Origin of the sequence: Streptomyces kaniharaensis (assembly GCF_009569385.1) — a bacterium.
Taxonomy (GTDB): Bacteria; Actinomycetota; Actinomycetes; order Streptomycetales; family Streptomycetaceae; genus Kitasatospora; species Kitasatospora kaniharaensis.
The window spans coordinates 1,512,229-1,534,692 of record NZ_WBOF01000001.1 but is presented as its reverse complement, the minus strand read 5'-3'; the positions used below and the strand labels follow the sequence as shown (position 1 = coordinate 1,534,692).

At 72.7% G+C, this 22,464-nt stretch carries 25 protein-coding genes; 14 read left to right on the top strand and 11 right to left on the bottom strand.

All coding sequences use genetic code 11. The features are described 5' to 3' along the window. Positions 1 to 113 precede the first annotated feature (113 nt). Complete coding sequence (locus tag F7Q99_RS07025; protein ID WP_153460530.1) at positions 114 to 389, top strand: SHOCT domain-containing protein; 276 nt, start codon at positions 114 to 116, stop codon at positions 387 to 389. A 95-nt stretch (positions 390 to 484) separates the two neighbouring features. Here the strand turns inward: F7Q99_RS07025 and F7Q99_RS07020 are convergent, their stop codons facing one another. From F7Q99_RS07020 to F7Q99_RS07010, 3 genes are all read right to left on the bottom strand, one after another. Beyond that, on the bottom strand, positions 485 to 1,366 hold the full coding sequence (locus tag F7Q99_RS07020) for a metallophosphoesterase family protein (protein WP_326846361.1): 882 nt from the start codon (positions 1,364 to 1,366) through the stop codon (positions 485 to 487). Positions 1,367 to 1,629: 263 nt separating this feature from the next. Further along, the gene (locus F7Q99_RS07015; RefSeq protein ID WP_153460529.1) at positions 1,630 to 1,914 is read right to left on the bottom strand and encodes a DUF4190 domain-containing protein; all 285 of its coding nucleotides are present in this window, start codon (positions 1,912 to 1,914) and stop codon (positions 1,630 to 1,632) included. Positions 1,915 to 1,961: 47 nt separating this feature from the next. Next, on the bottom strand, positions 1,962 to 2,117 hold the full coding sequence (locus F7Q99_RS07010) for a hypothetical protein (protein WP_153460528.1): 156 nt from the start codon (positions 2,115 to 2,117) through the stop codon (positions 1,962 to 1,964). Positions 2,118 to 2,336: 219 nt separating this feature from the next. On the opposite strand from F7Q99_RS07010, the gene F7Q99_RS07005 reads away from it, so the two are divergent. The 6 genes from F7Q99_RS07005 (at position 2,337) to F7Q99_RS06980 (ending at position 9,005) form a co-directional block, all read left to right on the top strand. After that, positions 2,337 to 2,975, top strand: coding sequence for a TetR family transcriptional regulator (locus F7Q99_RS07005; RefSeq protein WP_326846360.1), 639 nt, complete (start codon positions 2,337 to 2,339; stop codon positions 2,973 to 2,975). Between the two features lie 141 nt (positions 2,976 to 3,116). Then, positions 3,117 to 4,058, top strand: a complete 942-nt coding sequence (locus F7Q99_RS07000; RefSeq protein ID WP_153460526.1) for a trypsin-like peptidase domain-containing protein — start codon at positions 3,117 to 3,119, stop codon at positions 4,056 to 4,058. Between the two features lie 139 nt (positions 4,059 to 4,197). Beyond that, positions 4,198 to 5,664, top strand: a complete 1,467-nt coding sequence (locus tag F7Q99_RS06995; RefSeq protein ID WP_153460525.1) for a S28 family serine protease — start codon at positions 4,198 to 4,200, stop codon at positions 5,662 to 5,664. A 215-nt stretch (positions 5,665 to 5,879) separates the two neighbouring features. Beyond that, complete coding sequence (locus F7Q99_RS06990) at positions 5,880 to 6,503, top strand: TetR/AcrR family transcriptional regulator (RefSeq protein WP_153460524.1); 624 nt, start codon at positions 5,880 to 5,882, stop codon at positions 6,501 to 6,503. Beyond that, positions 6,487 to 8,121 carry an acyl-CoA dehydrogenase family protein gene (locus F7Q99_RS06985; protein WP_153460523.1) on the top strand — a complete coding sequence of 545 codons (1,635 nt, stop codon included), beginning with the start codon at positions 6,487 to 6,489 and terminating at the stop codon, positions 8,119 to 8,121. Before F7Q99_RS06990 ends, F7Q99_RS06985 begins: the two co-directional genes overlap by 17 nt. After that, positions 8,118 to 9,005: an amidohydrolase family protein gene (locus F7Q99_RS06980; RefSeq protein ID WP_153460522.1), complete on the top strand. Its 888-nt coding sequence runs from the start codon at positions 8,118 to 8,120 to the stop codon at positions 9,003 to 9,005. Before F7Q99_RS06985 ends, F7Q99_RS06980 begins: the two co-directional genes overlap by 4 nt. On the opposite strand, the gene F7Q99_RS06975 is transcribed toward F7Q99_RS06980, so the two are convergent. Continuing rightward, the gene (locus F7Q99_RS06975; protein WP_153460521.1) at positions 8,998 to 9,798 is read right to left on the bottom strand and encodes an inositol monophosphatase family protein; all 801 of its coding nucleotides are present in this window, start codon (positions 9,796 to 9,798) and stop codon (positions 8,998 to 9,000) included. The genes F7Q99_RS06980 and F7Q99_RS06975 overlap by 8 nt on opposite strands. 120 nt (positions 9,799 to 9,918) lie before the next feature. Here F7Q99_RS06975 and F7Q99_RS06970 point away from each other — a divergent pair, with 120 nt between their 5' ends. Continuing rightward, entirely contained in the window at positions 9,919 to 10,911 is a 993-nt protein-coding gene (locus tag F7Q99_RS06970) for an Lrp/AsnC family transcriptional regulator (RefSeq protein WP_153460520.1), read from the top strand. 43 nt (positions 10,912 to 10,954) lie between these two features. On the opposite strand, the gene F7Q99_RS06965 is transcribed toward F7Q99_RS06970, so the two are convergent. The 3 genes from F7Q99_RS06965 to F7Q99_RS06955 form a co-directional block, all read right to left on the bottom strand. Continuing rightward, complete coding sequence (locus F7Q99_RS06965; RefSeq protein ID WP_153460519.1) at positions 10,955 to 11,437, bottom strand: DUF2269 family protein; 483 nt, start codon at positions 11,435 to 11,437, stop codon at positions 10,955 to 10,957. Between the two features lie 188 nt (positions 11,438 to 11,625). Further along, positions 11,626 to 12,339: a 4'-phosphopantetheinyl transferase family protein gene (locus F7Q99_RS06960; protein ID WP_153460518.1), complete on the bottom strand. Its 714-nt coding sequence runs from the start codon at positions 12,337 to 12,339 to the stop codon at positions 11,626 to 11,628. Between the two features lie 121 nt (positions 12,340 to 12,460). Next, entirely contained in the window at positions 12,461 to 13,090 is a 630-nt protein-coding gene (locus tag F7Q99_RS06955) for a TetR/AcrR family transcriptional regulator (protein WP_153460517.1), read from the bottom strand. A 76-nt stretch (positions 13,091 to 13,166) separates the two neighbouring features. Here F7Q99_RS06955 and F7Q99_RS06950 point away from each other — a divergent pair, with 76 nt between their 5' ends. Beyond that, on the top strand, positions 13,167 to 14,117 hold the full coding sequence (locus tag F7Q99_RS06950) for a hypothetical protein (protein WP_153460516.1): 951 nt from the start codon (positions 13,167 to 13,169) through the stop codon (positions 14,115 to 14,117). A 67-nt stretch (positions 14,118 to 14,184) separates the two neighbouring features. Here F7Q99_RS06950 and F7Q99_RS06945 read toward each other — a convergent pair whose 3' ends face one another. From F7Q99_RS06945 to F7Q99_RS06935, 3 genes are all read right to left on the bottom strand, one after another. Beyond that, positions 14,185 to 14,682 carry a F0F1 ATP synthase subunit B family protein gene (locus F7Q99_RS06945; RefSeq protein ID WP_153460515.1) on the bottom strand — a complete coding sequence of 166 codons (498 nt, stop codon included), beginning with the start codon at positions 14,680 to 14,682 and terminating at the stop codon, positions 14,185 to 14,187. A 110-nt stretch (positions 14,683 to 14,792) separates the two neighbouring features. After that, positions 14,793 to 16,019, bottom strand: coding sequence for a kynureninase (gene kynU / locus F7Q99_RS06940; protein ID WP_407697753.1), 1,227 nt, complete (start codon positions 16,017 to 16,019; stop codon positions 14,793 to 14,795). A gap of 14 nt (positions 16,020 to 16,033) precedes the next feature. Continuing rightward, the gene (locus F7Q99_RS06935) at positions 16,034 to 16,864 is read right to left on the bottom strand and encodes a tryptophan 2,3-dioxygenase (protein WP_153460514.1); all 831 of its coding nucleotides are present in this window, start codon (positions 16,862 to 16,864) and stop codon (positions 16,034 to 16,036) included. A gap of 238 nt (positions 16,865 to 17,102) precedes the next feature. On the opposite strand from F7Q99_RS06935, the gene F7Q99_RS06930 reads away from it, so the two are divergent. After that, complete coding sequence (locus tag F7Q99_RS06930; protein WP_153460513.1) at positions 17,103 to 17,537, top strand: Lrp/AsnC family transcriptional regulator; 435 nt, start codon at positions 17,103 to 17,105, stop codon at positions 17,535 to 17,537. A gap of 24 nt (positions 17,538 to 17,561) precedes the next feature. Then, a complete protein-coding gene (locus tag F7Q99_RS06925; RefSeq protein WP_153460512.1) occupies positions 17,562 to 18,101 on the top strand; it encodes an NADPH-dependent FMN reductase in 540 nt (179 codons plus the stop codon). 30 nt (positions 18,102 to 18,131) lie between these two features. Here F7Q99_RS06925 and F7Q99_RS06920 read toward each other — a convergent pair whose 3' ends face one another. Next, complete coding sequence (locus F7Q99_RS06920; protein ID WP_153460511.1) at positions 18,132 to 18,767, bottom strand: MarC family protein; 636 nt, start codon at positions 18,765 to 18,767, stop codon at positions 18,132 to 18,134. Positions 18,768 to 18,971: 204 nt separating this feature from the next. Between F7Q99_RS06920 and F7Q99_RS06915 the strand changes: the two genes are divergently transcribed. The 3 genes from F7Q99_RS06915 to F7Q99_RS06905 all read left to right on the top strand — a co-directional run bounded on the left by F7Q99_RS06915 (position 18,972) and on the right by F7Q99_RS06905 (position 22,433). Next, positions 18,972 to 19,532, top strand: coding sequence for a DoxX family protein (locus tag F7Q99_RS06915; protein WP_153460510.1), 561 nt, complete (start codon positions 18,972 to 18,974; stop codon positions 19,530 to 19,532). A 122-nt stretch (positions 19,533 to 19,654) separates the two neighbouring features. Next, a complete protein-coding gene (locus F7Q99_RS06910) occupies positions 19,655 to 20,296 on the top strand; it encodes an FxLYD domain-containing protein (protein WP_153460509.1) in 642 nt (213 codons plus the stop codon). Between the two features lie 337 nt (positions 20,297 to 20,633). After that, the gene (locus tag F7Q99_RS06905; protein WP_153460508.1) at positions 20,634 to 22,433 is read left to right on the top strand and encodes a glycosyl hydrolase family 18 protein; all 1,800 of its coding nucleotides are present in this window, start codon (positions 20,634 to 20,636) and stop codon (positions 22,431 to 22,433) included. Positions 22,434 to 22,464: the final 31 nt, after the last annotated feature.

Below are 22,464 nucleotides of genomic sequence, written 5' to 3'. Positions count from 1 at the left end.
TCCAACTGCCGCTGCTGGTAGGACGCGTGATGAGACCGCTCTGCGGGACGCTTCAGGCACTTCGGGAACCGCCCGAGGTGCTGGAGGCCCAACCGCCGAGGAGATGAACCACCATGTACACGCTGCTGGCCGACCGGGACGGGCCCGGTCCCTGGATCCTGCTGTTCCCGCTGGTCTGGATCGCCGTGTTGATCCTGGTGATCGCGGTGCTGCGCCGGACGGTCTGGCGGCGCGGCTTCGCGCACGGCGCGGACCACCCGATGGCCGTCCTGGGCCGCCGCTACGCCGAGGGTGACATCGACGCCGAGGAGTACCGCGCCAAGCGGGCCGTGCTCAGCGAGTCGCCGCGATCGCCGCGCGACCGCGGCGGAGGGGGTGCCGGCAGATGATGACCCTCGACGTAGAGCGCGAGACCAACGCCCGCTCGCCGACGCCGTCGAGATCTACGGCGTCGGCGGTACGGAGTAGGAGGTGAGATGGAAGGTCAGCTCGCAGCGCGCGGGAACACCTCCCGCAGCAGCGGGTTCGGCAGGCCGCGGCGGCGCCACTCGCGCGGGTAGCCGAGCGAGACCTCCTCGAAGGGCACGCCGTCGTAGCTGGTCTTCCGGGGGATGTGCAGATGGCCGTAGATCATCGCGGCGGTGTTGAAGCGGCGGTGCCAGTCGGCCGTCAGCTCGGTGCCGCACCACTGGGCGAACTCGGGGTACCAGAGGATCTCGGTGGGGTGGCGGACCAGCGGGTAGTGGTTGACCAGCACCAATGGCACGTCCGGGTCGCAGGCCGCCAGGCGCTGCTCGGTCAGCCGGACGCGCTCGCGGCACCAGGAGTCGCGGTCCGGGAATGGGTCCGGGTGGAGCATCCGCTCGTCCGCGCAGACGATGCCGCTCTCGTAGGCCGCCGCCAGGGAGTCCTCCTTGGTGGTCGTGCCGGGCGCACGGAAGGAGTAGTCGTAGAGGAGGAAGAGCGGGGCGACGGCGACCGGTCCGCCAGCGCCCTGCCAGACCGGGTACGGGTCCTCCGGGGTGACCACACCGAGGCCGCGGCACAGCTCCACCAGGTGCTCGTAGCGGGCGACGCCGCGCAGCTGCACCGGGTCCTCGGGGTGGGTCCACAGCTCGTGGTTGCCGGGGGCCCATACCACGCGGGCGAAGCGTTCGGCGAGCAGGCCGAGCGTCCACTCGATGCTGGTGGTCAGCTCGGCGACGTCGCCGGCGACGATCAGCCAGTCGTCGGGGGTCGTGGGCTGGAGCTTCTCCACCAGGTCACGGTTCTCCTGGTAGGTGATGTGCAGGTCGCTCACAGCGAGCAGCCGCCCGCCCGCTCCGGTGGGCTCCGGCTGTGTGCTCGTGCGGTACTCGGTAGTCACTCCTGCCCCCTGTGGTCACCCGGCCGTTGCCGCCACAGTACGGGTGCAGGCGGGAGTCGCGGGGCAGGTTGGCGGGATCAGCCGTTCGAAAGGTGGGTCTGACGTGGGCAAGTAAGGATTGCCGGGTTCAGGAGCCGGAGTCAGGATTCGGGCTCAGCAACCGAAGTCAGTAGCCGAGCTCGGAAGCCGGCACTCCGGGGGCCAGGACTCGGGGGGCGGGACTCGGGGGCCGGCACTCCGGGGGTCGGGACTCGGAGCCGGGCTCAGGAACCGAACTCCATGATCACGCCGTGCGCGGAGATGGTGGTGGCGGTGAAGATCGCCAGTGCGGCGATGCCGAGCACCAGACCCAGGACGGCCCGGCCGCGGCGCCGGGTGCCGCGGACCAGCGCCAGCGTGGCGAGGGTGATGGCGAGCGGCCCCAGGACGATGTTGAAGATCAGCAGGCCCGGGAGTCCGAGCAGGAAGGAGGCGACGGCCAGGTTGTCGGCCTCGACGGCCGCGGCCGGGCGGCGGGTGACGGGCCGGTGGTCGGTGGCGGTGCTCATGGCGGTGGCGGTTCCTCTCTGGTGAGTGCGCCGGGCGGGGGTCGGGGTCAGCGCTGCCGTAGGCGGGCGAGGCCCTCGCGGGCGCCGAAGGCGAGCAGCCAGGCGGTGATGGCGGCGGAGGCGGTGAGGAAGACCGGGAGCGAGGTGTGCGCGGCGGCGCCGATCAGGACGCCCATCGCGACCAGGGCGGAGAGCAGGATCACGGCTGGCCCTTCCTTTCGGTTTCGATTGCCGGTGTTCAATTGCCGGTGTTCGACTCCGGCCTCGGGTGCCGGCTCGGGGTTGCCGGCTTCGACGACCGCATTGGCTGACGGTCTCGACTGCCGGCTCGATACCCGATTTCGGTTGACAAGTGTTCACTGACTTCACCTCACTCTACGCCCGGCTGGCCAAGTTCGGCAAACACTTGTTTACTGAATGACGTGAATCACACCGTTGGGGCCAGGCAGGCCCAGAAGCAGCAGAGCCGCCGGGCGTTGCTGGACGCGGGCCTGGGCCTGCTGGCCGACCAGAACCTCGCGAGCCTCGGCGTGCGCGAGGTCACCCGCGCTGCCGGGCTCTCGCCGGCCGCCTTTTACCGGCACTTCCCTGACCTCGCCGCGCTTGGCGTCGCGCTGGTCGAGGAGTCACTGGCCAGCCTGCACGTCATGATCCGCTCGGTGCTCACCGGGGCGGGCGGCGCGGAGGAACTGATCGACCGTGCGGTGGACGTCATCCAGCAGCACGTCCGCGAGCACCGGCCGCACGTCCGCTTCCTCGCGCGCGAGCGGCACGGCGGGGTCCGGCGGGTGCGCGAGGCGATCGACGCCGAACTCGGCCGCTTCGCCGAAGAGGTGTGCGCGGCTCTCAGGCTCCAGTCGGCCTCGAAGGGCTGGAGCGAGGGCGACCTGCGGATGCTCGCCGAGTTGTATGTGGACCACATGGTGTCCACGGCCGCCGCCTTCCTGGAAGCGTTGGACGCGCAGGAGGCGGATCCGGCCCGCGAGGCGCGCATCGCCGCCACTGCGCGGCTTCAGTTGCGCCTGATCAGCCTCGGTAGGCGGCACTGGCAAGGGAGTTGACCGAGCCGGCCGGCCGGAGGCGGTGACGGCGGGCGGGTGAGACCGTGGCGCGCCCGAGCGGCTTCTCTGGGGGGGTAGGCCTCTTGACATAGCGTCATGTCCGCGACAGGTTTGGTGGGCCCCCACACCGAGAGGTCTCTCATGAGGAAGCCGCTCATAGGTGCGCTCGCCGCCGTCCTTGTCGCCGGAGCCACCGCACTGACCGGAGCCGTCCCGGCCCATGCCGCCGCCACCACCGTGAACAGCCAGACCGCCACCACCGTGAACAGCCAGACCGCCACCACCGCCGCCGCGAACGGCTGGACGGCGGCCCACCCCGCCACGGACACCAGGGCCGCCCCGCCCCTCGCCGCCGTCGACTTCGCCGGCACGGTGGCGCTCAGCAACTGTTCCGGCTCGCTGGTCCGGATGCCCCGTTCGGCCGGAAGCGATCCGGCGCTCGTCCTCTCCAACGGCCACTGCCTGGAGTCCGGGATGCCGGGCCCCGGCGAGGTGGTCGTCGATCAGCCGTCCAGCCGTACCTTCACACTGCTCAGCGGCTCCGGCGGCGGCGTCGCCACGCTGAACGCCACCAAGGTGGTCTACGGCGCGATGACCGACACCGACGTGTCGATCTACCAGCTCGACAGCAGCTACGACGCGATCCAGTCCCAGTACGGGATCGCCCCGCTGACCGTCTCCGCCGCCCACCCCGCCCAGGGGGTCGACATTCGGGTGGTCTCCGGCTACTGGAAGCGGATCTACTCCTGCTCGGTCGACGGCTTCGCGTACCAACTGCAGGAAGCCGACTGGACGTTCAAGGACTCGGTCCGCTACACCTCCGGCTGCAACGTGATCGGCGGCACCTCCGGCTCGCCGGTGGTCGACGCGAACACCGGTCAGGTGGTCGCCGTCAACAACACCATCAACGAGAATGGCGAGTCCTGCACGCTCAACAACCCGTGCGAGGTCGACCAGACCGGCGCGGTGACGGTCCACCAGGGCATCGGCTACGCCCAGGAGACCTACCTCCTTCCGGCCTGCTTCGCCGCCGGGAACCGGCTCGACCTCACCCTGCCCGACTGCGTCCTGCCCCGCCCCTGACCAGCACCGTTCCCCGATGGGTCACCCGCGACCGGCGGGTGGCCCATTCGGCCGTCTACCGGACGGCCGACGCACCGCCCGCACCGCAGAGTTGTGCCGACAAGGCGCCTGTCATGTCCGTTGACGAGATGGAGATTTGATGACCACCACGCTCAGAAGACTACTGGTCTCCGCTCTGCTGATACCGCTGCTGGCCGTCGGCGGCCTGGCGAGCCCGGCGTTCGCCGAGGGCCGGGACCATGTCGCGCAGAGCGACGTCGCCGCCGACCCGAACGCCGACATCAAGGCCCGCCTGGCGGCGATCCCCGGGATGACCGTCACCGAGGAGAAGCCGACCACCACCGGTCACCGCTACTTCCTGCTCACCTACACCCAGCCGATCGACCACTTCCACCCCTGGCTGGGCACCTTCCAGCAGCGCTTCAGCGTGCTGCACCGCGGCTACGACCGCCCGACCGTCTTCTACACCAACGGCTACACGCTCGGCACCAACCCGTCGCGCACCGAGCCGACCCGGCTGGTCGACGGCAACCAGGTCTCCATCGAGTACCGGTTCTTCACCCCGTCGCGCCCCGACCCGGCCGACTGGACCAAGGCCGGCATCCGCCAGGCCGCCGCCGACTCGCACCGGCTCGTCACCGCGCTCAAGAAGATCTACCAGCGCGAGTGGCTGTCCACCGGCGCCAGCAAGGGCGGCATGTCGTCCACCTACTACCGCCGGTTCTACCCGGACGACGTGGCGGGCACGATCGCGTACGTCGCGCCGAACAACACCGACGTCAGCGACGACGCCCCGTACACCGAGTTCTTCCAGAACGTCGGCACCCCCGAGTGCCGGGCGGCGCTCAACGCCGTCCAGCGCGAGCTGCTGGTGCGCCGGGACCGGCTGGAGCCCCGCTTCGAGGCCGACAACAAGACCGCCGGCTCCACCTTCAACGTCCTCCGGACGGCCGACCGGGCCTACGAGGGCAGCGTGCTCGACGTGGTCTGGGGGTTCTGGCAGTACAGCATGGCGTCCGACTGCGCCAAGGTCCCGGTGGCGGCCACCGCGACCGACGACGAGCTGTACAAGTGGTTCGACGCGCAGGAGGGCGTCACCACGGCCAGCGACCAGGCTCTGGCGAAGTACACCGCGTACTACTACCAGGCCGCGACGGAGCTGGGCGCGCCCTACTTCGACGTCTCGTACCTGAAGGACCTGCTGCACTACGACTACAAGGAGCTGTACGCGCCGCGGGCCTACGTGCCGAAGGAGATCCCGACCGCCTTCAACCCGTACGCGATGCGTGACATCGACCGCTGGGTGAAGCGCAGCGCCGAGCGGATCATGTTCGTCTACGGCGGCAACGACCCATGGGGCGCCAAGCCGTTCGAGCTCGGCTGGGGCAGCGAGGACAGCTACGTCTACACGGTGCCGGGCGGCAACCACGGCTCCAACATCGGCAAGCTGCCGGCGGCGGAGTCGGCGGAGGCGACCGCCAAGGTGCTGGAGTGGGCGGGGCTGGCCGACCAGGCCACCGCGCGCTCGCTCGTCGGGACGCAGCAGATCCCGCCGTTCGGTCCACTCGACGAGGAGGGCCAGAAGCTGGAGCGCCACCCGCTGTAATGAGCACCGCCCAGGAGGCCGCCCCCGGACCACGTCCGGAGGCGGCCTCCGCCACGTGTCCGAGCGCCCTCCGCCCGTATCAAGCCGCCAGCCGCCCGCCCTCCGCCGTATCGAAGCCGCAAGCCGCGGACTCCGCCACGTGTTCGACCACCCACCCTCCGCCGTATCCGGCCGTACCGCTCCCCGAAGCAGTGAATCAGTGCTTCAATTCTTCCATGGCCTATCGACGCACGCCCGCCGTGCAAGCCCGCCTGGACGCCCAGCGCGAGGCCGTGCTCCAGGCGGCCGTCGGGCTGCTCGCCGAACGCGGCTACGGCGGCTGCACGATGGCCGCGGTGGCGGACCGCGCCGGGATCGCCACCGGCAGCCTCTACCAGCACTTCGCCAACAAGGCCGAGCTGTCGGTGCAGTTGTTCCGCCGGGTGGTCAGCCGCGAGATGGCCGCGGTGAACTCCGCCGTCGCCCGCCGTGAGACGCCGGAGCAGCGGATCGCCGCCGTCGTCGAGACCTTCGCCGCCCGTGCCCTGCGCGCGCCGCGACTGGCGTACGCGCTGCTGGTCGAGCCGGCCGACGAGGTCGTGGACGCCGAACGCCTGGTGTTCCGGCGGGCGTTCCGGGACGTGATCGCCACCGAGATCGCCGCCGCCGTGGCGAGCGGACGGCTGCCCGGGCAGGATCCGGTGCTGACCGCCGCCGCCCTGGTCGGCGCGGTCGGCGAGGCTCTGGCCGGCCCGCTGGCCGCCGCACCCGACAGCACGGATTCCACCGCCGAGGTGGTCCCCGCCCTGGTCTCCTTCACCCTGCGTGCCCTGGGAGGACGCGATGACAGCGACGCATGAGGTCACCAACCAGGTGCCCCTGCCGTACGGACACGACACCGCCGCCGACCCCACCCTGCTCGCCGCCCTGCACCGGGCCGGCGCCGGCTGGGCCGAGCCGGAGCTGCGTGAACTCGGCCGCCTGGCCGGCTCCGAGCAGGCCGCCGAGTGGGGCCGGCTGGCCAACGAGAACCCGCCCGTGCTGCGCACCCACGACCGCTTCGGCCACCGGATCGACGAGGTCGAGTTCCACCCGTACTGGCACGAGCTGATGCGCACCGCCGTCTCGTACGGCCTGCACGCCGCGCCCTGGCGGGACGAGCGGCCCGGCGCGCATTCGGCCCGCGCGGCGAAGTTCTTCGTCTGGGGCCAGGTCGAGGCCGGCCACACCTGCCCGATCTCGATGACCTACGCCGCCGTTCCCGCCCTGCGCGCGAACCCGTCCCTGGCGGGCGAGTTGGAGCCGCTGCTGGCCGCGACCACGTACGACTACGGGCTGCGCGAGCCGCGCAGCAAGCGCGGGCTGATCGCCGGCATGTCGATGACCGAGAAGCAGGGCGGCTCGGACGTCCGCACCAACACCACCACCGCCACCCCGCACGCCGACGGCACCTACCGCCTCACCGGCCACAAGTGGTTCACCTCCGCGCCGATGTCCGACCTGTTCCTGACGCTGGCCCAGGCGCCGGGCGGTCTCAGCTGTTTCATGCTGCCCCGGGTCCTGCCGGACGGCAGCCGCAACCGCCTGCACCTCATGCGGCTCAAGGACAAGCTCGGCAACAAGTCCAACGCCTCGGCCGAGTTGGAGTACGACGGCGCGGTCGGCTGGCTGGTCGGCGAGGAGGGCCGGGGCGTGCCGACCATCATCGAGATGGTCAACATGACCCGCCTCGACTGCACCATCGGCGGCGCGTCCGGCATGCGCTACGGCGTCACGCGGGCGATCCACCACGCGCTCCACCGGCGGGCGTTCGGCAGGGCGCTGGTGGACCAGCCGCTGATGCGCAACGTGCTGGCCGACCTGGTGGTGGAGTCCGAGGCGGCCACCGCCGTCGCCATGCGGCTCGCCCACGCCACCGACCTCGCCCTCGCCGGGGACGAAACCGAGGTGCTGGTACGGCGGTTGGGCCTGGCCGTCGCCAAGTACTGGGTCTGCAAGCGCGGTCCGGCGCACGCGGCGGAGGCGCTGGAGTGCCTGGGCGGCAACGGCTACGTGGAGGAGTCCGGCATGCCCCGGCTGTACCGCGAGGCGCCGCTGGTCTCGATCTGGGAGGGCTCCGGGAACGTCGCCGCCCTGGACGCGCTGCGCGCCATGGCCAGGCGCCCGGAGACCGTCGACGCCTTCCTCGGCGAACTCGACGCCGCCGCCGGGGCGGACCGCCGTCTGGACGCGGCCGTGGCCGACCTGCGCAAGCAGCTCACCGACCTGACCGACCTGGAGTACCGGACCCGCCGGCTGGTCGAGGCCATGGCCCTGGCCTTCCAGGGCTCGCTGCTGGTCCGGTACGGCAGCCCGGCGGTGGCCGACGCGTTCTGCGCCACCCGCCTCGGCGGCGATCACGGGGCGGCCTTCGGCACCCTGCCGGCCGGCCTGGACGTGGCCGGGATCATCGACCGCGCCCGCCCGGTGCCCGCATGAACCCGGTGACCGACGAGGCCGAGAAAGTCCGCGCCTTCTGGCGGGCTCTCGGCCTCCCCGGCCTGATGGACGTGCACACCCACTTCATGCCGAAGAGCGTCCTCGACAAGGTGTGGGCGTACTTCGACGCCGCCGGCCCGCTGGTGAACCGCCCCTGGCCGATCACCTACCGCGAGGCGGAGGAGCAGCGCGTCCGGCGGCTGCGGGACTTCGGCGTCCGTGCGTTCACGTCCATGCTCTACCCGCACAAGCCCGGCATGGCCGCGTGGCTGAACGCCTGGTCCGCCGACTTCGCCGCCCGCACCCCGGACTGCCTGCACACCGCGACGTTCTTCCCCGAGCCCGAGGCGCCCGGGTACGTGGCGCGCGCGATCGAGGACGGCGCCCGGGTGTTCAAGGCGCACCTCCAGGTCGGCGGCTACGACCCGGCGGACCGGCGGCTGGACGAGGTGTGGGGCCTGCTCGCCGAGACCGGCACCCCGGTGGTGACGCACTGCGGATCCGGGCCGGTGCCCGGCAGGTTCACCGGCCCCGGCCCGATCGCCGAGGTGCTGGCCCGGCACCCGGGGCTGGTGCTGGTGGTCGCCCATCTCGGCATGCCCGAGTACCGGGACTTCCTCGACCTCGCGGAGCGCCACCGCGCCGTCCGGCTGGACACCACCATCGCGTTCACCGACTTCGCCGAGGCCGACGTCCCGTTCCCGCGCGACGAACTGCCGCGCGTGCGCGGGCTGCAGGACCGCATCCTGCTCGGCAGCGACTTCCCGAACATCCCGTACCGGTACGTCCACCAGCTGGAGGCGCTGGCCGGGCTGGGCCTGGGGGAGGAGTGGCTGCGGGCCGTCTGCCACGACAACGCGGCCGCGCTCTTCGGGATCAGCTGACGGCCCGCAGCACCCCCACCGCGTCCTCGTGCAGCCCGGGCGCGGCGGCGAGGAAGCTGTCGGCGGTGGCCGTCCAGGCCGCTCCGGCGGCGTCCGTCACCGTCGCGCCCGCCTCGCTCGCGATCAGCGCGCCGGACAGCAGGTTGCCCGCGTCGGCGCCGTACTCCCAGAACAGCGACAGGTGCCCGGAGCCGACCTGGGCCACCTGGAGGGCGGTCGGCCCGAGGTTGCGCACCGCCAGCACGGCGCCCGCCATCGCGGACAGCGATTCGCCGGCCCGGCGCAGCGCCACCGGGTCGGCGGCGACCAGCGGCGGCTGGCTGGTGCCGGCGACGGTCACCCCCAGCTCGCGCGGCAGCGGCGCGATCGGCCGCCCGTCCAGCTGCGCGCCGCCGCCGAGCACCGCGCGGTAGGTCCGCCCGCCGGCGAGTTCGGGCGCGTGCACCACGGCCAGCACGGCCGCGCCGTCCCGGACGAGCGTCGCGGTGACCGCCCACTGCGGCTGGCCGAGCAGGTACTGCACGGCGCCGTCGGTGGCGTCGCATAGCCACCACTCGCCCTCGGCGGGCACCGTGCCGTCGAGCTCCTCGTCGACCCACCCGGCCGCCGGGCGCAGGGCGGCCAGCCGCTCCCGCAGTTCGGCGGCGGCCGGGCCGTCCACCTCGGCGAAGCGCGCCATCGCCTCCTGGGGCGTCCGCCCCGGGGTGGGCTCGGCGGGCCGCTGCGCCGCCAGCTTCGCGCCGACCTCGCGCACCGCGGCCTCCACGCCCTCCGTCAGCGTCCACAGCTCCATCGCCGTACTCCCTGTCTCCGTCCCGGGCCGGAGTGGTTCCGGCCGCGGCAGGACAAGGAGTACCGTCAGATCTGCTGGACAGGACGCTCAAGCTCGCCAGAACGGCGGAGATCGGACGCCATGGACCTTTCGACTGCCGATCCGGACACCGTTCTCGACACTCTCGACCGCCGCCTGGTCTGCGCCCTCCAGGTGGACGGACGGGCCGAGACCGGCCAGATCGCCGAGGTGCTGGGCGTGTCCGCCCGGACGGTCACCCGCCGCCTGTCCCGGATGCAGCAGGCCGGCGTACTGCGGGTGGTGCGGATGCCCGACGTCGAGGACGCGGCCGTCGGCGCGCTGCTGCTGCGCGTGCGGGTCCTGCGCGGCACGGTGGACGCCATCGCGCGGGCGCTGTCCGACCGCCCGGACGTCCCGTTCGTCGACGTGATGCTCGGCGGCCAGGAGATCGGCGCCGTCATGCTGAGCGACACGGGCGCCCGCGACCGCCTGCTGTACGGGCAGCTTCCCGCGACGGCCGCCGTGACCGAGACCACCACCCATGCCGTCCTGCACGCCTTCGCCGACGCCGGGCAGTGGCAGGCCGGCTACCTGGACGAGGCCGAGGCCGCCGCCCTCGCCCGGCCCGTTCCGCCCCGCCCCGCGACGCCCCCGCCGCTGGACGAGCTGGACCGCGCGCTGCTGGCCCGGCTCGCCGAGGACGCCCGGCAGCCGCACGCCGCCCTCGCCGCAGCCGTCGGCGCACCCGAGTCGACCGTCCGGCGCCGGCTGCACCGGCTGGACGACGCCGGGCTGCTGCGCACCCACGCCACCGTCGACCCCCGGCTGCTCGGCATGGCCGTGGACGCGAACCTCTGGCTGGACGTGCCGCCCGGCCGGCTCGCCGAGGTCGGCACGGCGCTGGCCCGGCATCCGCAGGTGCACGGCGTGCTTGCCACCAGCGGCCCGACCAACCTGATGGCCGCCGTGTTCTGCCCGGACCACGGCGGGCTCTACCGGTTCCTCACCGACACCCTCGGCCCGTTCGGGGTGATCCGGGCCGAGACCGCGATCGTCGCCCGCGCGATCAAGCGCGCGGGCGTCCCGCTCCAACGGCCGGGCGCCGCCCGCTAGCAGGGACTTCGGACCGGAAGAGACCTTCGGACCGGAAGAGACATCAGACGCCGGTGGTCGACCCCGGCCGGACGATCATCAGCACCACGACCACCGCCCACAGCAGGTTGAACACCCCGGCCGTCATCGGCAGCAGCCGCAGGCCCTGGACGGCCTTGCCGTGCTGCTCGTCCCCGGAGTCGAGACCCAGCGCGTCCACGGCGGCCTGCTGCCCGGGCAGCACGAACAGCAGCAGCGAGAGCGCGGCGACGGCGGTCAGCACCATCGAGACGATCAGCCAGGACTGCCCGAGCACGTCCATCACCTGGGCCAGCCCGATGCCCATGACCGGCACGGCCACCCCCAGCAGCGCGTAGACCTGGGTGATCCGGTGCAGGATCCGCAGCACCCCGGCGTCGGAGGCCTGGTCGGGCCCGCCGGCCAGCGCCGCCTTCGCCCGGCGCGGGAACATGCTGACGGCCACCGCGACCGGGCCTATGAACAGGACCGAGGCGAGGACGTGCAGGCTCAGCAGGAACTTGGCCATGGCGGGGACACCCTTAATCCGGCGGTGGGAAGCTGACTCGGCGGGCGCTCGGTTCCGGCGCCCGATCCGGCACGCTAACACCGCTTACCCGGCGGCCCACCGCTCGGGTGGACTCACCTCGGCTGACCCGGCTCGCTCCGGCTCGCCCCAGCTCACCTCGGCTGACCCGGCTCGCCCTCCGGGCCCCTTCAGCCCGCCGTCGTCAGCTCGACGACCCGCGGCTCGGCGGTGCTGACCGCCGCCACCGCCGCCCCGTGCCCGGGGTCCGTCCAGTCGAGCAGGTGAAGATCCCGGTACCGGCTGCGGAGCGGGCCGTCCGCCGGGACGTCCAGGGGCACCGCGGAGAGGTCGACCTCGGACAGGGTGTCCATGCTCGCCCGCCCGATCTTGATCAGCGACTCCTTCCGCACCCACAGCCGCAGGAAGGCCCGTTCCGGCTCCGGGGCCGCGTCGACCAGCGCCAGTTCGGCCGGGGTGAGCACCCGCTCGGCCACCCCGCGGAGCGTGCCGCCGCGCGCAGCCAGCTCGACGTCCACGCCGACCGGATCGAACCCGGCGGCGGCCGCGACCACCCCGTGGGTGTGCGACAGGCTCACGTGGACGTCCGGGTGGTCCGGCAGGAACGGCTTGCCGTGGTCAGCCCGGCCGCAGTCGGGGCAGTTCTGGGCGAGCGTCAGGGTGGTGACCGGCACGCCGAGCAGCCGTGCGGCGCACAGCCGGACCAGGACGTGGCCGGCGGTGAAGTCCCGCCGCCCGGACTCCTTCCGGAAGCGCGCGGCACGCTCGTGTTCGAGGGCGGTGAGCAGGTGCTCGCCCGCCTCGGGGTGCCGCAGGACGGCCTCGGCGGAGGCGACGGCGACGAGCGGGGCGGGCCGGTCCTGGCGCTGGTCCTCGGTGGTCATCCCCCCAACCTAGGCCATGCCGCTCGACCCGTGGACGGCGTCGGCTCATGCGCCGTTCGGCTGGTCTTCGTCTCCGGATCCGAGGATCTGTGGAGTGCGGCCCGGGGGAGGCCGAGCGGGTTCAGCGGCCCGCCGGGTAGCCGTCGAGTCCGGACGCCAGCAGGCCGAACGCCCGCTCCACAGCCGCCTCGACGCGCCTGCGGACGGTCTCCACCGGCTCTCCGGCCACCATGCCCCGCCGGATCTCCGCCAGCACGGCCTGGTGCGCGCCCGCGATCGCGCCGGCCAGCACCCGGGGGAGGGGGTCGTCCGGCCCGGCTCCCGACTCCTCCGCCAGGGCCGTGGCCAGCGCCGCCTCGGCGCGTTCGCCCAGCTCCAGCAGCCGGGCCCGCAGTGCCGGGCTGTCCGCGACGATTCGCCAGAACGTCGCCATCGCCGGGTGCAGCCCGACGGTCGGTTCACCGCCCGCCAGCGCCGCCAGCAGGTCGGCCCGGACCGCCGCGACGGCGGAACCGCCCGTGGGCCGGCCCCGGACCACCTCGGCCAGGTGCGCCACGACCTCGTCCTGCCGGTCGAAGAACAGGTCCTCCTTGGTGGGGAAGTAGTTGAACACGGTGTTGGTCGAGACCCCGGCGGCCCGGGCCACCTCGGCCACCGTGACCTGTTCGAACCCGCGATCGGCGAACAGGCCCATGGCGGTGTCGGACAGCAAGGCCCGGGTCTGCTGCTTCTTGAGTTCGCGAAGTCCCATGGCGGCAGCCTACGGCAGAATCATGGTGTCACACTAAATTTGCAGTGACACCAAAAATATCGGCTACGGTGGCGGCATGACCTTCACCTTCGGCATCTATCCCGGCGGGCTGACCGGCGACGACACCGGCATCATCGAGCCCGTCCGCCCCGACGACCCGGCGCTGATCACCGCCGCCCTGAGTGAACTCCAGGGCGAAGCGCCCGAGTTGCTCGTCCGCGCCTATCGCTCCCACCCCAGCGGCGCGCACAGCCCTGAGTGTCCGGAGCAGTACGCCGCCGACGGCCGGAAGCTCGACCTCGTGCTCCAGTTCCGCAATCCCGCCGGCCAGTTGGACGGTTGGACGGAGTTCGTCCGGCGAACCGTCCGGGCCGAGGGCCACCGCCTCGCCGTCCTCCAGATCTGCGAGGAGCCGAACCTGGACCTCCCGCCCGTGGACGGCAGCATCCCGAACGTCCTCCAGGCGCTGGTCGACGGGGTGATCGCGGCCAAGGAGGAGGCCCTGGCCTGCGGATACGACGACCTGGCGGTCGGCTTCAACGCGGTGCCGTCGTTCGACCCGGCCGACACCTTCTGGACGGACCTCGGGCGGCTCGCCGACGAGCGCTTCCACCGTGCGCTCGACTACGTCGGCCTGGACTTCTTCCCGGACGTCTTCCGACCGGTCCCACCGGCTCAACTCGCCGACGCCGTACGGGCCGTGCTCACCGGCTTCCGGCGGGCCGCGCTGACCGCGGCGGGCATCGGCCCGGGGGTGCCGATCCGGATCTGCGAGAACGGCTGGCCCACCGGCCCGGGGCGCGACGAGGCGCGGCAGGCGGAGGTGGTCGAGGAGGTGGTGCGGACGGTCGCCGGCCTGGCCGACGAACTCGCCGTCACCGGCTACGCGTTCTTCGCCCTCCGGGACGCCGACAGCGCGGGCCCGGGCCTGTTCCATCACTTCGGGCTGCTCCGGGACGACTACTCCCGCAAGCCCGCCTTCGACGTCTACCGGCGCCTGATCGGGGAGTTGACCGTGGCGCGCTGAGCACGCGAAAGGCCCCTCGCCGTGGGCGAGGGGCCTGCGTATGCGCGTCGGTGGGCGTCAGTGCTCGTCAGTGCTCGTCGAAGAACCGGTCCACCGTGCCGCGCCTCTCGGCGACCGCACCCACCGGCTCGCCGACCACCCGGCCGGCCAGATCGACAGCCAGCGTGCCGACTTCGTGCCGGAGTTGGGCCTCGGCCAGCACGCGGTCGGCGGTCAGCTGCACGTGCGCCGACGCGAGCAGCCGGTCCCGGTCGCGGCTGCCCTCCTCGCGGGCCGCCGCGATGGCCGCCGCGCCCTGCTCGGCGTACTCCTGCCGTATCCGCGCGGCCTCGTGCCGGGCGTTCGCCAGCTGTTCCCGGGCGGCGTCGTACGCGGCCTCGGCCTCGGCGCGGATCGCCTCGGCCCGTTCGGCACGGCCCTCGGTCGCCTCCCACCGCTCGGCCCGGATCCGTTCGATCCGGGGGATGATGCCGCGGCCGAAGGCCCACATCATCAGGAAGAACAGGACCAACCCGAGGACCAGCGGGGCGGGTTCAGGCTGGAGCGGACCGAGTTCGAGATTCATGCGACCTCCCCTGGGGTCTGGCGAACAGTCACGAACGGTTCACCGAGGAGCGTCCCCAGGGGAGGTGAGCATGGAACTTTACCGAGGCATGACCTTCGTCACGCGGTGCGTCAGGTCACCTCGCCGCGACGGGAGAAGCGCTCCGCCCGCCACTCGCCGCTCTCCAGCACCTCGGCCAGCTGCCGGGCCGCGTCCCAGACGTCCGTGTGGGACAGGTAGAGCGGGGTGAACCCGAACCGCATGAGGTCCGGCGCGCGGAAGTCCCCGATCACGCCGCGCTCGATCAGCGCCTGCACCACCGGGTAGCCGTCGGCGTGCCGCAGCGCGACCTGGCTGCCGCGCCGGGCGTGCTCGCGCGGGGTCGCCACCTCGATCCCGTCCAGGCCCTCGACCAGCGAGATGAACAGGTCGGTCAGCGCCAGGCTCTTCGCCCGCACGGCGGCCAGGTCGGCGCGCTCCCACACGTCCAGGCTGGCGCCCAGCGCGGCCTGGCCGAGCAGCGACGGCGAGCTCGTCAGGAACCGCCCGATGCCCGCCTTCGGGTCGTACCCGGGCTCGAAGGCGAACGGCCGCGCGTGTCCGAACCAGCCGCTCAGCGGCTGCAGCGGACCGGCCGCCAGGTGCCGCTCGGCGACGTACAGGAACGCCGGCGCACCCGGGCCGCCGTTCAGGTACTTGTAGGTGCAGCCGACCGCGAAGTCCGCGTTGGAAGCGGCGAGTTCGACGGGCAGCGCGCCCACCGAGTGGCAGACGTCCCAGATCATCAGCGCGCCCGCTGCCTGCACCCGGGCGGTGATCCCGGGCATGTCCAGCAGCTCGCCGGTGCGGTAGTCCACGTGCGAGAGGACGACCACGGCGACGTCACCGTCCAGGTGCGCGTCCAGCTCCTCCGGCCGCACCAGCACGCTGCGCGCGCCCTCGACCAGCCCGGTCACGCCCTCGGCGATGTACAGGTCCGTCGGGAAGGCCTCGCCGTCCCCGAGCACCGTGCGCCGCCCCGGGCGCAGCCGCAGCGCGGCCGACAGCACCTTGAACAGGTTCACCGAGGTGGTGTCGCAGACCACGACCTCGTCCGCCGCGGCCCCGACCAGCGGCGCGATCCGCCGACCCAGCGCGTACGGCTGCTCGAACCAGCCGGCGTCGTTCCAGCTGCGGATCAGCTCCCGGCCCCACTCCTCCTCGACCACCTGACGCACCCGCTCGGGCGTGCGCGCCGGCAGCGCGCCGAGTGAGTTCCCGTCCAGGTAGATCACCCCGTCCGGCAGGGCGAACTCCTTGCGGAACGCCGCCAGCGGGTCGACGGCGTCAAGCGCCGCGCACTCCTCGCGCGTGATCATGCCCATCCTCTCGCTCACATCCCGTCCCGGATCGTCCACAGCTCCGGGAACACGTCCTGCTCGGCCGACTTGCGCAGCCAGGTCAGGCCGCTGGAGCCGCCCGAGCCCGGCTTGCCGCCCATGGTCCGCTTGACCGCGTTGAGGTGGCGCTGGCGCCAGCGGGTGACCCGCTCGGCGACGTCCAGCAGCGCCTCGGCGAGCGGCTGGAGGGCGGCGAACTCCGGCTCGGTGTATACCCGGCGCCAGGCCGCCTCGACCTCGTCGCTCGCGCGGTAGCGCTGCTCGGACACCTCGGGGCGGACCGCCAGGCCGCGGCGGGCCAGCAGGGCCAGCGCGTCGTCGTACAGGCCGGGGGAGCGCAGGGCCTCGGTCAGCTCGGCGTGCGTCTGCGGCACCTCGTCGTACATCTTCAGCAGCGCGGCGTTCTTGTTGCCGAGCAGGAACTCCAGGTGCAGGAAGGCCGAGGACTGGAAGCCCGAGGCCTCGCCGAACACCGAGCGGAAGGAGTTGAACTCCTGCGGCGTCATGGTGGCCAGCAGGTCCCAGGACTCCACCAGCACGTCCTGCACGTGCGTGCCGCGGCGCAGCGCGGCCAGCACGGACGGCAGGTCGTCCTCGCGCAGCGCCTGCTGGGCGAGCGTCCACTCGTGCCGCAGCAGGTCGAACAGCAGCTCCATCACCTGCGTGGTGACGATGAACGACAGCTCGGCCGGTACCTTGCTGCGCGGGTGCTGGAGGCTGTGCAGCTCGTCCAGGCGCGCGTAGCGGGCGTACGGAGTGCCCCGACCCGGCTCGCCGCCCCGACCGAACGACAGGTTGGGTGTCTCCACCGTGTCGTGCCCCATCCCGATCCCTTCTGTGCCCCGGGCGTCGTCGCCCGTCCGTGCCCCGGGCGATCGCCCGGACCGGTGATCAGACGGAAGGCCTGGTTCCACCGGGGGCCCCATTGTGCGGCGGTGTCGGCCCTCGATTGAATGGCCGCTGGACACCGCAACCGTCCCCGGGGCTGTTGTTCGCGAGGTGTTCGGCCGATTCTCTTTACGATCGAGAAGACAGCTGTTTTCAGCCACTCTGGGAGCCACCATGGACGCCGTCGACCGCCGCCTGCTCGCCGAGCTCCAGACCGACGCCAGGCTCTCGTACAACGAACTCTCCCGCCGGGTGAGTCTGTCCGCACCCGCGGTGGCCGAACGGGTCCGCCGGCTGGAGGCGGACGGCGTGATCACCGGCTACCACGCCCACGTGGACCTCACCCGCTCCGGCCTGCCGATCACCGCGCTGGTCCAGATCCAGTGCTACGGCCCGCGCTGCGTGCTGCGCGATCCCGATGTGGCGAAGTGGCCGGAAGTGCTCCAGTTGCACCGGGTCACCGGCGGGGCCTGCTGCGTGCTGCTGGTGGCGGTGCCGACGATGGCCGAGTTCGAGGCGCTGTGCGACCGCCTCGGCGGCTACGGCCAGCCGTCCAGCTCGATGATCCTCTCCAGCCCGGTGCCCTGGCGGCCGGTGGTGGCCCCGTAGGAGTGGAGGGGTAGGTTCCTCGGCATGCCGAATGATCGTCAGATCCTGCTGCTGCCCGGAAGCCTCCGCGCCGGTTCCACCAACGAGACGGTGCTGCGCACGGCCGCCGCCGTCGCCGCCGCCACGCCGGGCGTCGGCACCGCCTTCTACACCGGGCTGGCCGAGCTGCCGCACTTCAACCCGGACCACGACACCGACCCGCTGCCGGAGCCGGTCGCCGGGCTGCGGGCGGCCATCGAGGCCGCCGACGCGCTGCTGATCTGCACCCCCGAGTACGCCGGGACGCTGCCCGGCTCGTTCAAGAACCTGCTGGACTGGACGGTCGGCGGTACGGAGATCTCGGACAAGCCCACCGCCTGGATCAACGCCGCCGGTCCGGGCCGCGGCCAGGGCGCCGAGGCCACCCTGCGCGCCGTCCTCGGGTACACCGGCGCGGCCGTGCTGGAAGAGGCCTGCGCCCGGATCCCGCTGGACCGGCAGGCCGTCGGCCCGGACGGGCTGGTCGCCGACCCGCTGGTGCGGGAGCGGATCGGCGAGGTGCTGGCCCGGCTCGCGGCGGGCTGACGACCCCGGAGGCCGGCTCGGAGGTCGGGCTCAGTAGTGCGCCTCGGGGAGGTGGACGCCGAGCCCGGTCAGGCCGCTCAGGATCAGCTCCACGCCGACCGCCGCCAGCAGCAGTCCGAGCAGCCGGGAGAGCACCTCCAGCGAGGTGCGGTGGATGCGCCGCATCAGCGGCGCGAGCAGGGCCACGACGACGTAGTTGATCACCATGACGGCCAGGTAGGCCTCGGCGACGGTGGCCCGCCAGCCCCAGTCGTCCTTGGCGAGCGAGGCGACCAGGACGGCGGTGACGGCGAGCGGGCTCGCGATGTACGGCAGCAGCAGCGCGCGGAAGCCGTCCAGCATCGGGTTCCGCAGATGCTCGTCCGCCTCGCTCTCGGCGCCGAGGTGGACGCCGAAGACCAGCGCGACGGCGTAGACGAAGAAGATCGTCCCGCCGGCGAGCTGCAGCGACTGGTCGCTGATGTGGAAGAGGGTCGTGACCTCGTCCGCGGCGAAGTCGAGCACCAGGCCGACCACGGCCGCCACGATCGTGCTCAGCGCCGCCAGCCGCCGCAGCTCCCGGGTGGTCCGGGTGGCGGCCAGCCGGGCGAAGGCCAGCAGGACCTTCGGCGGGCCGACGACGGCGAAGAACGTGATGAACGCGCTGCTCAGGTTGAACACGGGCATGGGCCAAGCATGGCCGCGGCGATCACCGCGACCGGCTCGCCACGCCCCGGGCCCGGTGTGGCGCGAATCGTGCGGTCGGACGGTTCATTCCTGATCGCCGGCCGATTCGCCCGGATGGCGGTCCCGACTCGAAGGGGTGCGCACTCTCGGGTCCCATGGAAGTCGGATCACCACCCCGGGGACGAGCGGAAACGAGGATGCGACATGTGTCTCAACCGTAGGGACCTGGGCCTGCTGGCCCTGCGCAGCGCGATCGGCGGGGTGCTGATCGCGCACGGCACCCAGAAGCTGTTCGGCTGGTTCGGCGGCGCCGGCCTGGAGGGCACCACCAAGGCGATGGAGCACATGGGCTTCCACCCGGCCCGGCAGAGCGCGATCGCGGCCGGTCTCGGCGAGGCGGGCGGCGGGGCGATGCTGGTGGCCGGGCTGGCCACCCCGGCGGCCGGCGCGGTGGTGGCGGGGACGATGGCGGGCGCGGTGGCGGTGCACGCCCCGGCCGGCTTCTTCATGACCGCCGGCGGCTACGAGTACCCGGCGTTCCTCGGCGCGACCGGGCTGGCGCTCGGCCTGGCCGGCCCGGGCCGGTACTCCGCGGACCACCTGACGGGCCACGCCTTCGACCGGCCGTGGGTGGGCGTGCTGTCCTTCGCGGCGAGCGCCGCGGCGGCGTACGGGGTGGTGGCCCGGCGCCGGCACGTGGTGCGGCTGCGCGAGGAGCGGGCGGCGGTGGAGGCGGACGAGCAGGAGGGCTCGGGGCTGTCCTGACGGCGGGGGTGCCACCGTCACCCGGAGGCACCGCCCGGCTGGCGGGCCCGGCCGCCGCCCCGGAGGGTGGGCCGGGAGGTGTGCCGGGCAGCCCGGCGCCGGGCAGAAACGAGGGACGTCACATGGATCGCCAGCCGCTCACCCGGGCCACCCGCAGGGCGACGGCCGAGCCCCGGGCCACCGTGCAGGACCTGGACGCTCCGCTGCTGCGCCGCCGACTGCGGCCGGTGTCATGGGTGTTGGCCGCCGTCCTGGTCGGCGGGGCGGTCATCGCCGGCTGTTCGTCGGGCAAGAGCGCGAGCACTGTGGTGTCCTCGGCCGCCTCCGCGGTGGAGAAGGGCGCCTCCGCCGCCGCCTCGGCCGCGGCCTCCGCCGCCTCGGCACTGGCCTCGGCGGCGAGCGGCCTCGGTGGAGCGGTCTCCTCGGCGGAGGCGCGGGCATCGGCGGCGGTGTCGGCGGCCTCGTCCGCCCTCGCCGGGATCAAGGGCGGGCTGGACGCGAAGGGGGACGTGACGGCAGGCGCTACGACCATCGGCTCGGACGGGAAGGCGCAGGCGGAGCTGACCGTCACCAACCACGGGCAGCAGACGTACCGGTACGTGATCCAGGTCAACTTCACGGACGGCTCCGGCAAGGTTCAGGACGCCACCGTGGTGACCGCCCCGGACGTGGCCGCCGGGCAGAGCGCCCGGACCACCGCCCGCAGCAACCGGGACTTCTCGGGCACCGTCACGGCCGTGGTGGCGGCCGCGGTCCGCTACTGACCGTCAGTCACCGACCCTGCGGACCGGCGGGGGTGGCCCGGACGGGGCCGAACCTTAACGGCGGCTCAAGGTCCGGCAGCACCCCTTGACGGCGGAGTTGGTCTAGTCCATTTTTGTGCCCAGGTGCAGGGAGCCCCTGAACCGGCGTCGGCGGCCTCGCGCCGCGGGTGCCGGTTCGGCGCATCCCGGCGCCCCGTCACGGCCTGATCCCGCTCGATTCCCCTCCCTGATCTGTCATGCCCCTGTCGTCCGACCCCACCTCGGACGAGCCTCCGGAGCGACGGAACTCCCACGGACACCCCCCGCGGAAACCCCCACAACCAGGAGTCACGCACGCATGCTGCGCTCACGCATCGAAAGGGCCGAGGCCCCGGCTCAGGAAGGCGTCCGCCGCCGGCGCCCGAAGAGCCTGGCCGCGATCGCGGCCGGCACCACCGCCTCCCTGCTGCTCGGCGCGGGCCTCGCCCTGTCCGGCGGCGCCGCGGCCACCGCCGCGACCACCAACACCACCGGCGCGCCCGCCACCAGCGGCGGCATCAAGGTCGCCTACTTCGACCAGTGGTCGATCTACGCGAACGCGTACTACCCCAGGACGGTCCAGGACACCGGTGTGGCCGGGAAGTTGGACTACCTGATCTACGACTTCGCCAACATCCACCCGACCGACCTCGGCTGCTTCGAGGCCACCAAGGCCGCCAGCCAGGACGAGAACAATCCCAACGCGGGTGACGGCGCGGGTGACGCGTTCGCCGACTACCAGAAGAGCTTCGGCGCGGACATCTCGGTCGACGGTGTCGGCGACGTCTGGGGCCAGCCGATCGCGGGCAACTTCAACCAGCTGAAGAAGCTCAAGGCGAAGAACCCGAACCTCAAGATCCTGATCTCGCTGGGTGGTTGGACCTACTCCAAGTACTTCTCCACGGCGGCCGCCACGGACGCGTCGCGCAAGCACCTGGTCTCGTCCTGCCTCGACATGTTCATCAAGGGCAACCTCCCGGCGGACGCCGGCTACGGCGGCCCGGGCTCGGCGGCCGGCATCTTCGACGGCGTCGACATCGACTGGGAGTACCCGGGCGGCGGCGGCCACACCGGCAACATCTCCAGTCCCGCCGACAAGCAGAACTTCACGCTGCTGCTGCGGGAGTTCCGCAACCAGCTGGACGCGCAGGGCAGGGCCGACAACAGGACGTACGCCCTGTCGGCGGCGGTCGGTGCCGGCCAGGACAAGATCATGAACGTCGAGACCGACAGGATCGGCCAGTACCTCACGTTCCTCGACGTCATGACCTACGACATGCACGGCGCGTGGGACGCGCAGGGCCCGACCAACCACCAGGCCCCGCTCTACTCCGGCCCCGGCGACCCGATGACCCCGGCCAAGCCGGGCCACGGCAAGTACTCGATCGACAACGCGGTCAAGGCGTGGACGGTCGGAGACCCGGACTACGGCATCCCCGGAGGCTTCCCCGCCAACAAGATCAACATGGGTGTCCCGTTCTACTACCGCGGCTGGACCGGCGTCGCGGACAACGGCCACAACGGCCTGTTCCAGCCCGCCACCGGCCCGGCGGCCGGCGCGGCGATGTCCGGCAACGTCCCCGGCATCCAGATGTACAAGGAGCTCGGCGGCTTCGTCGACAACCCGGCCAGGACCTACTGGGACGACGCGGCCAGGGCCACGTACTTCTACGACGGCACCACCTTCTGGAGCGGTGAGGACGCCCGGTCCGTCCAGGCCAAGCTCGACTACGCGCACTGCAACGGCCTCGGCGGCTCCTTCGCCTTCTCGCTGTACGACCTGGGCACCAGGACCGCCCTGTTCGACACGATGGTGAACGCCACCAACGGCTCCGCCGCCGCCTGCCCGGCCCCGCCGTCCCCGACCGCGACCGCCACGGCCACCGGCACCGCGACGCCGACCCCGACGGCCACCGCCACCGCGACGGCGACCTCCACCCAGACCGGCCCGGCCGGCTGCCCGGCGGCCCCGAGCTGGGAGGCGAACGCCACCTACGCGACCCCCGGTCACAAGGTCTCGTGGAAGGGCCACTACTACACCAACAAGTGGTGGACCACGGGCGAGGACCCGAGCCTCAGCGGCCAGTGGGGCGTCTGGGCCGACAACGGCCCCTGCTGACACCCGGCTGACGGCAGTGTCCGGCCCGCCG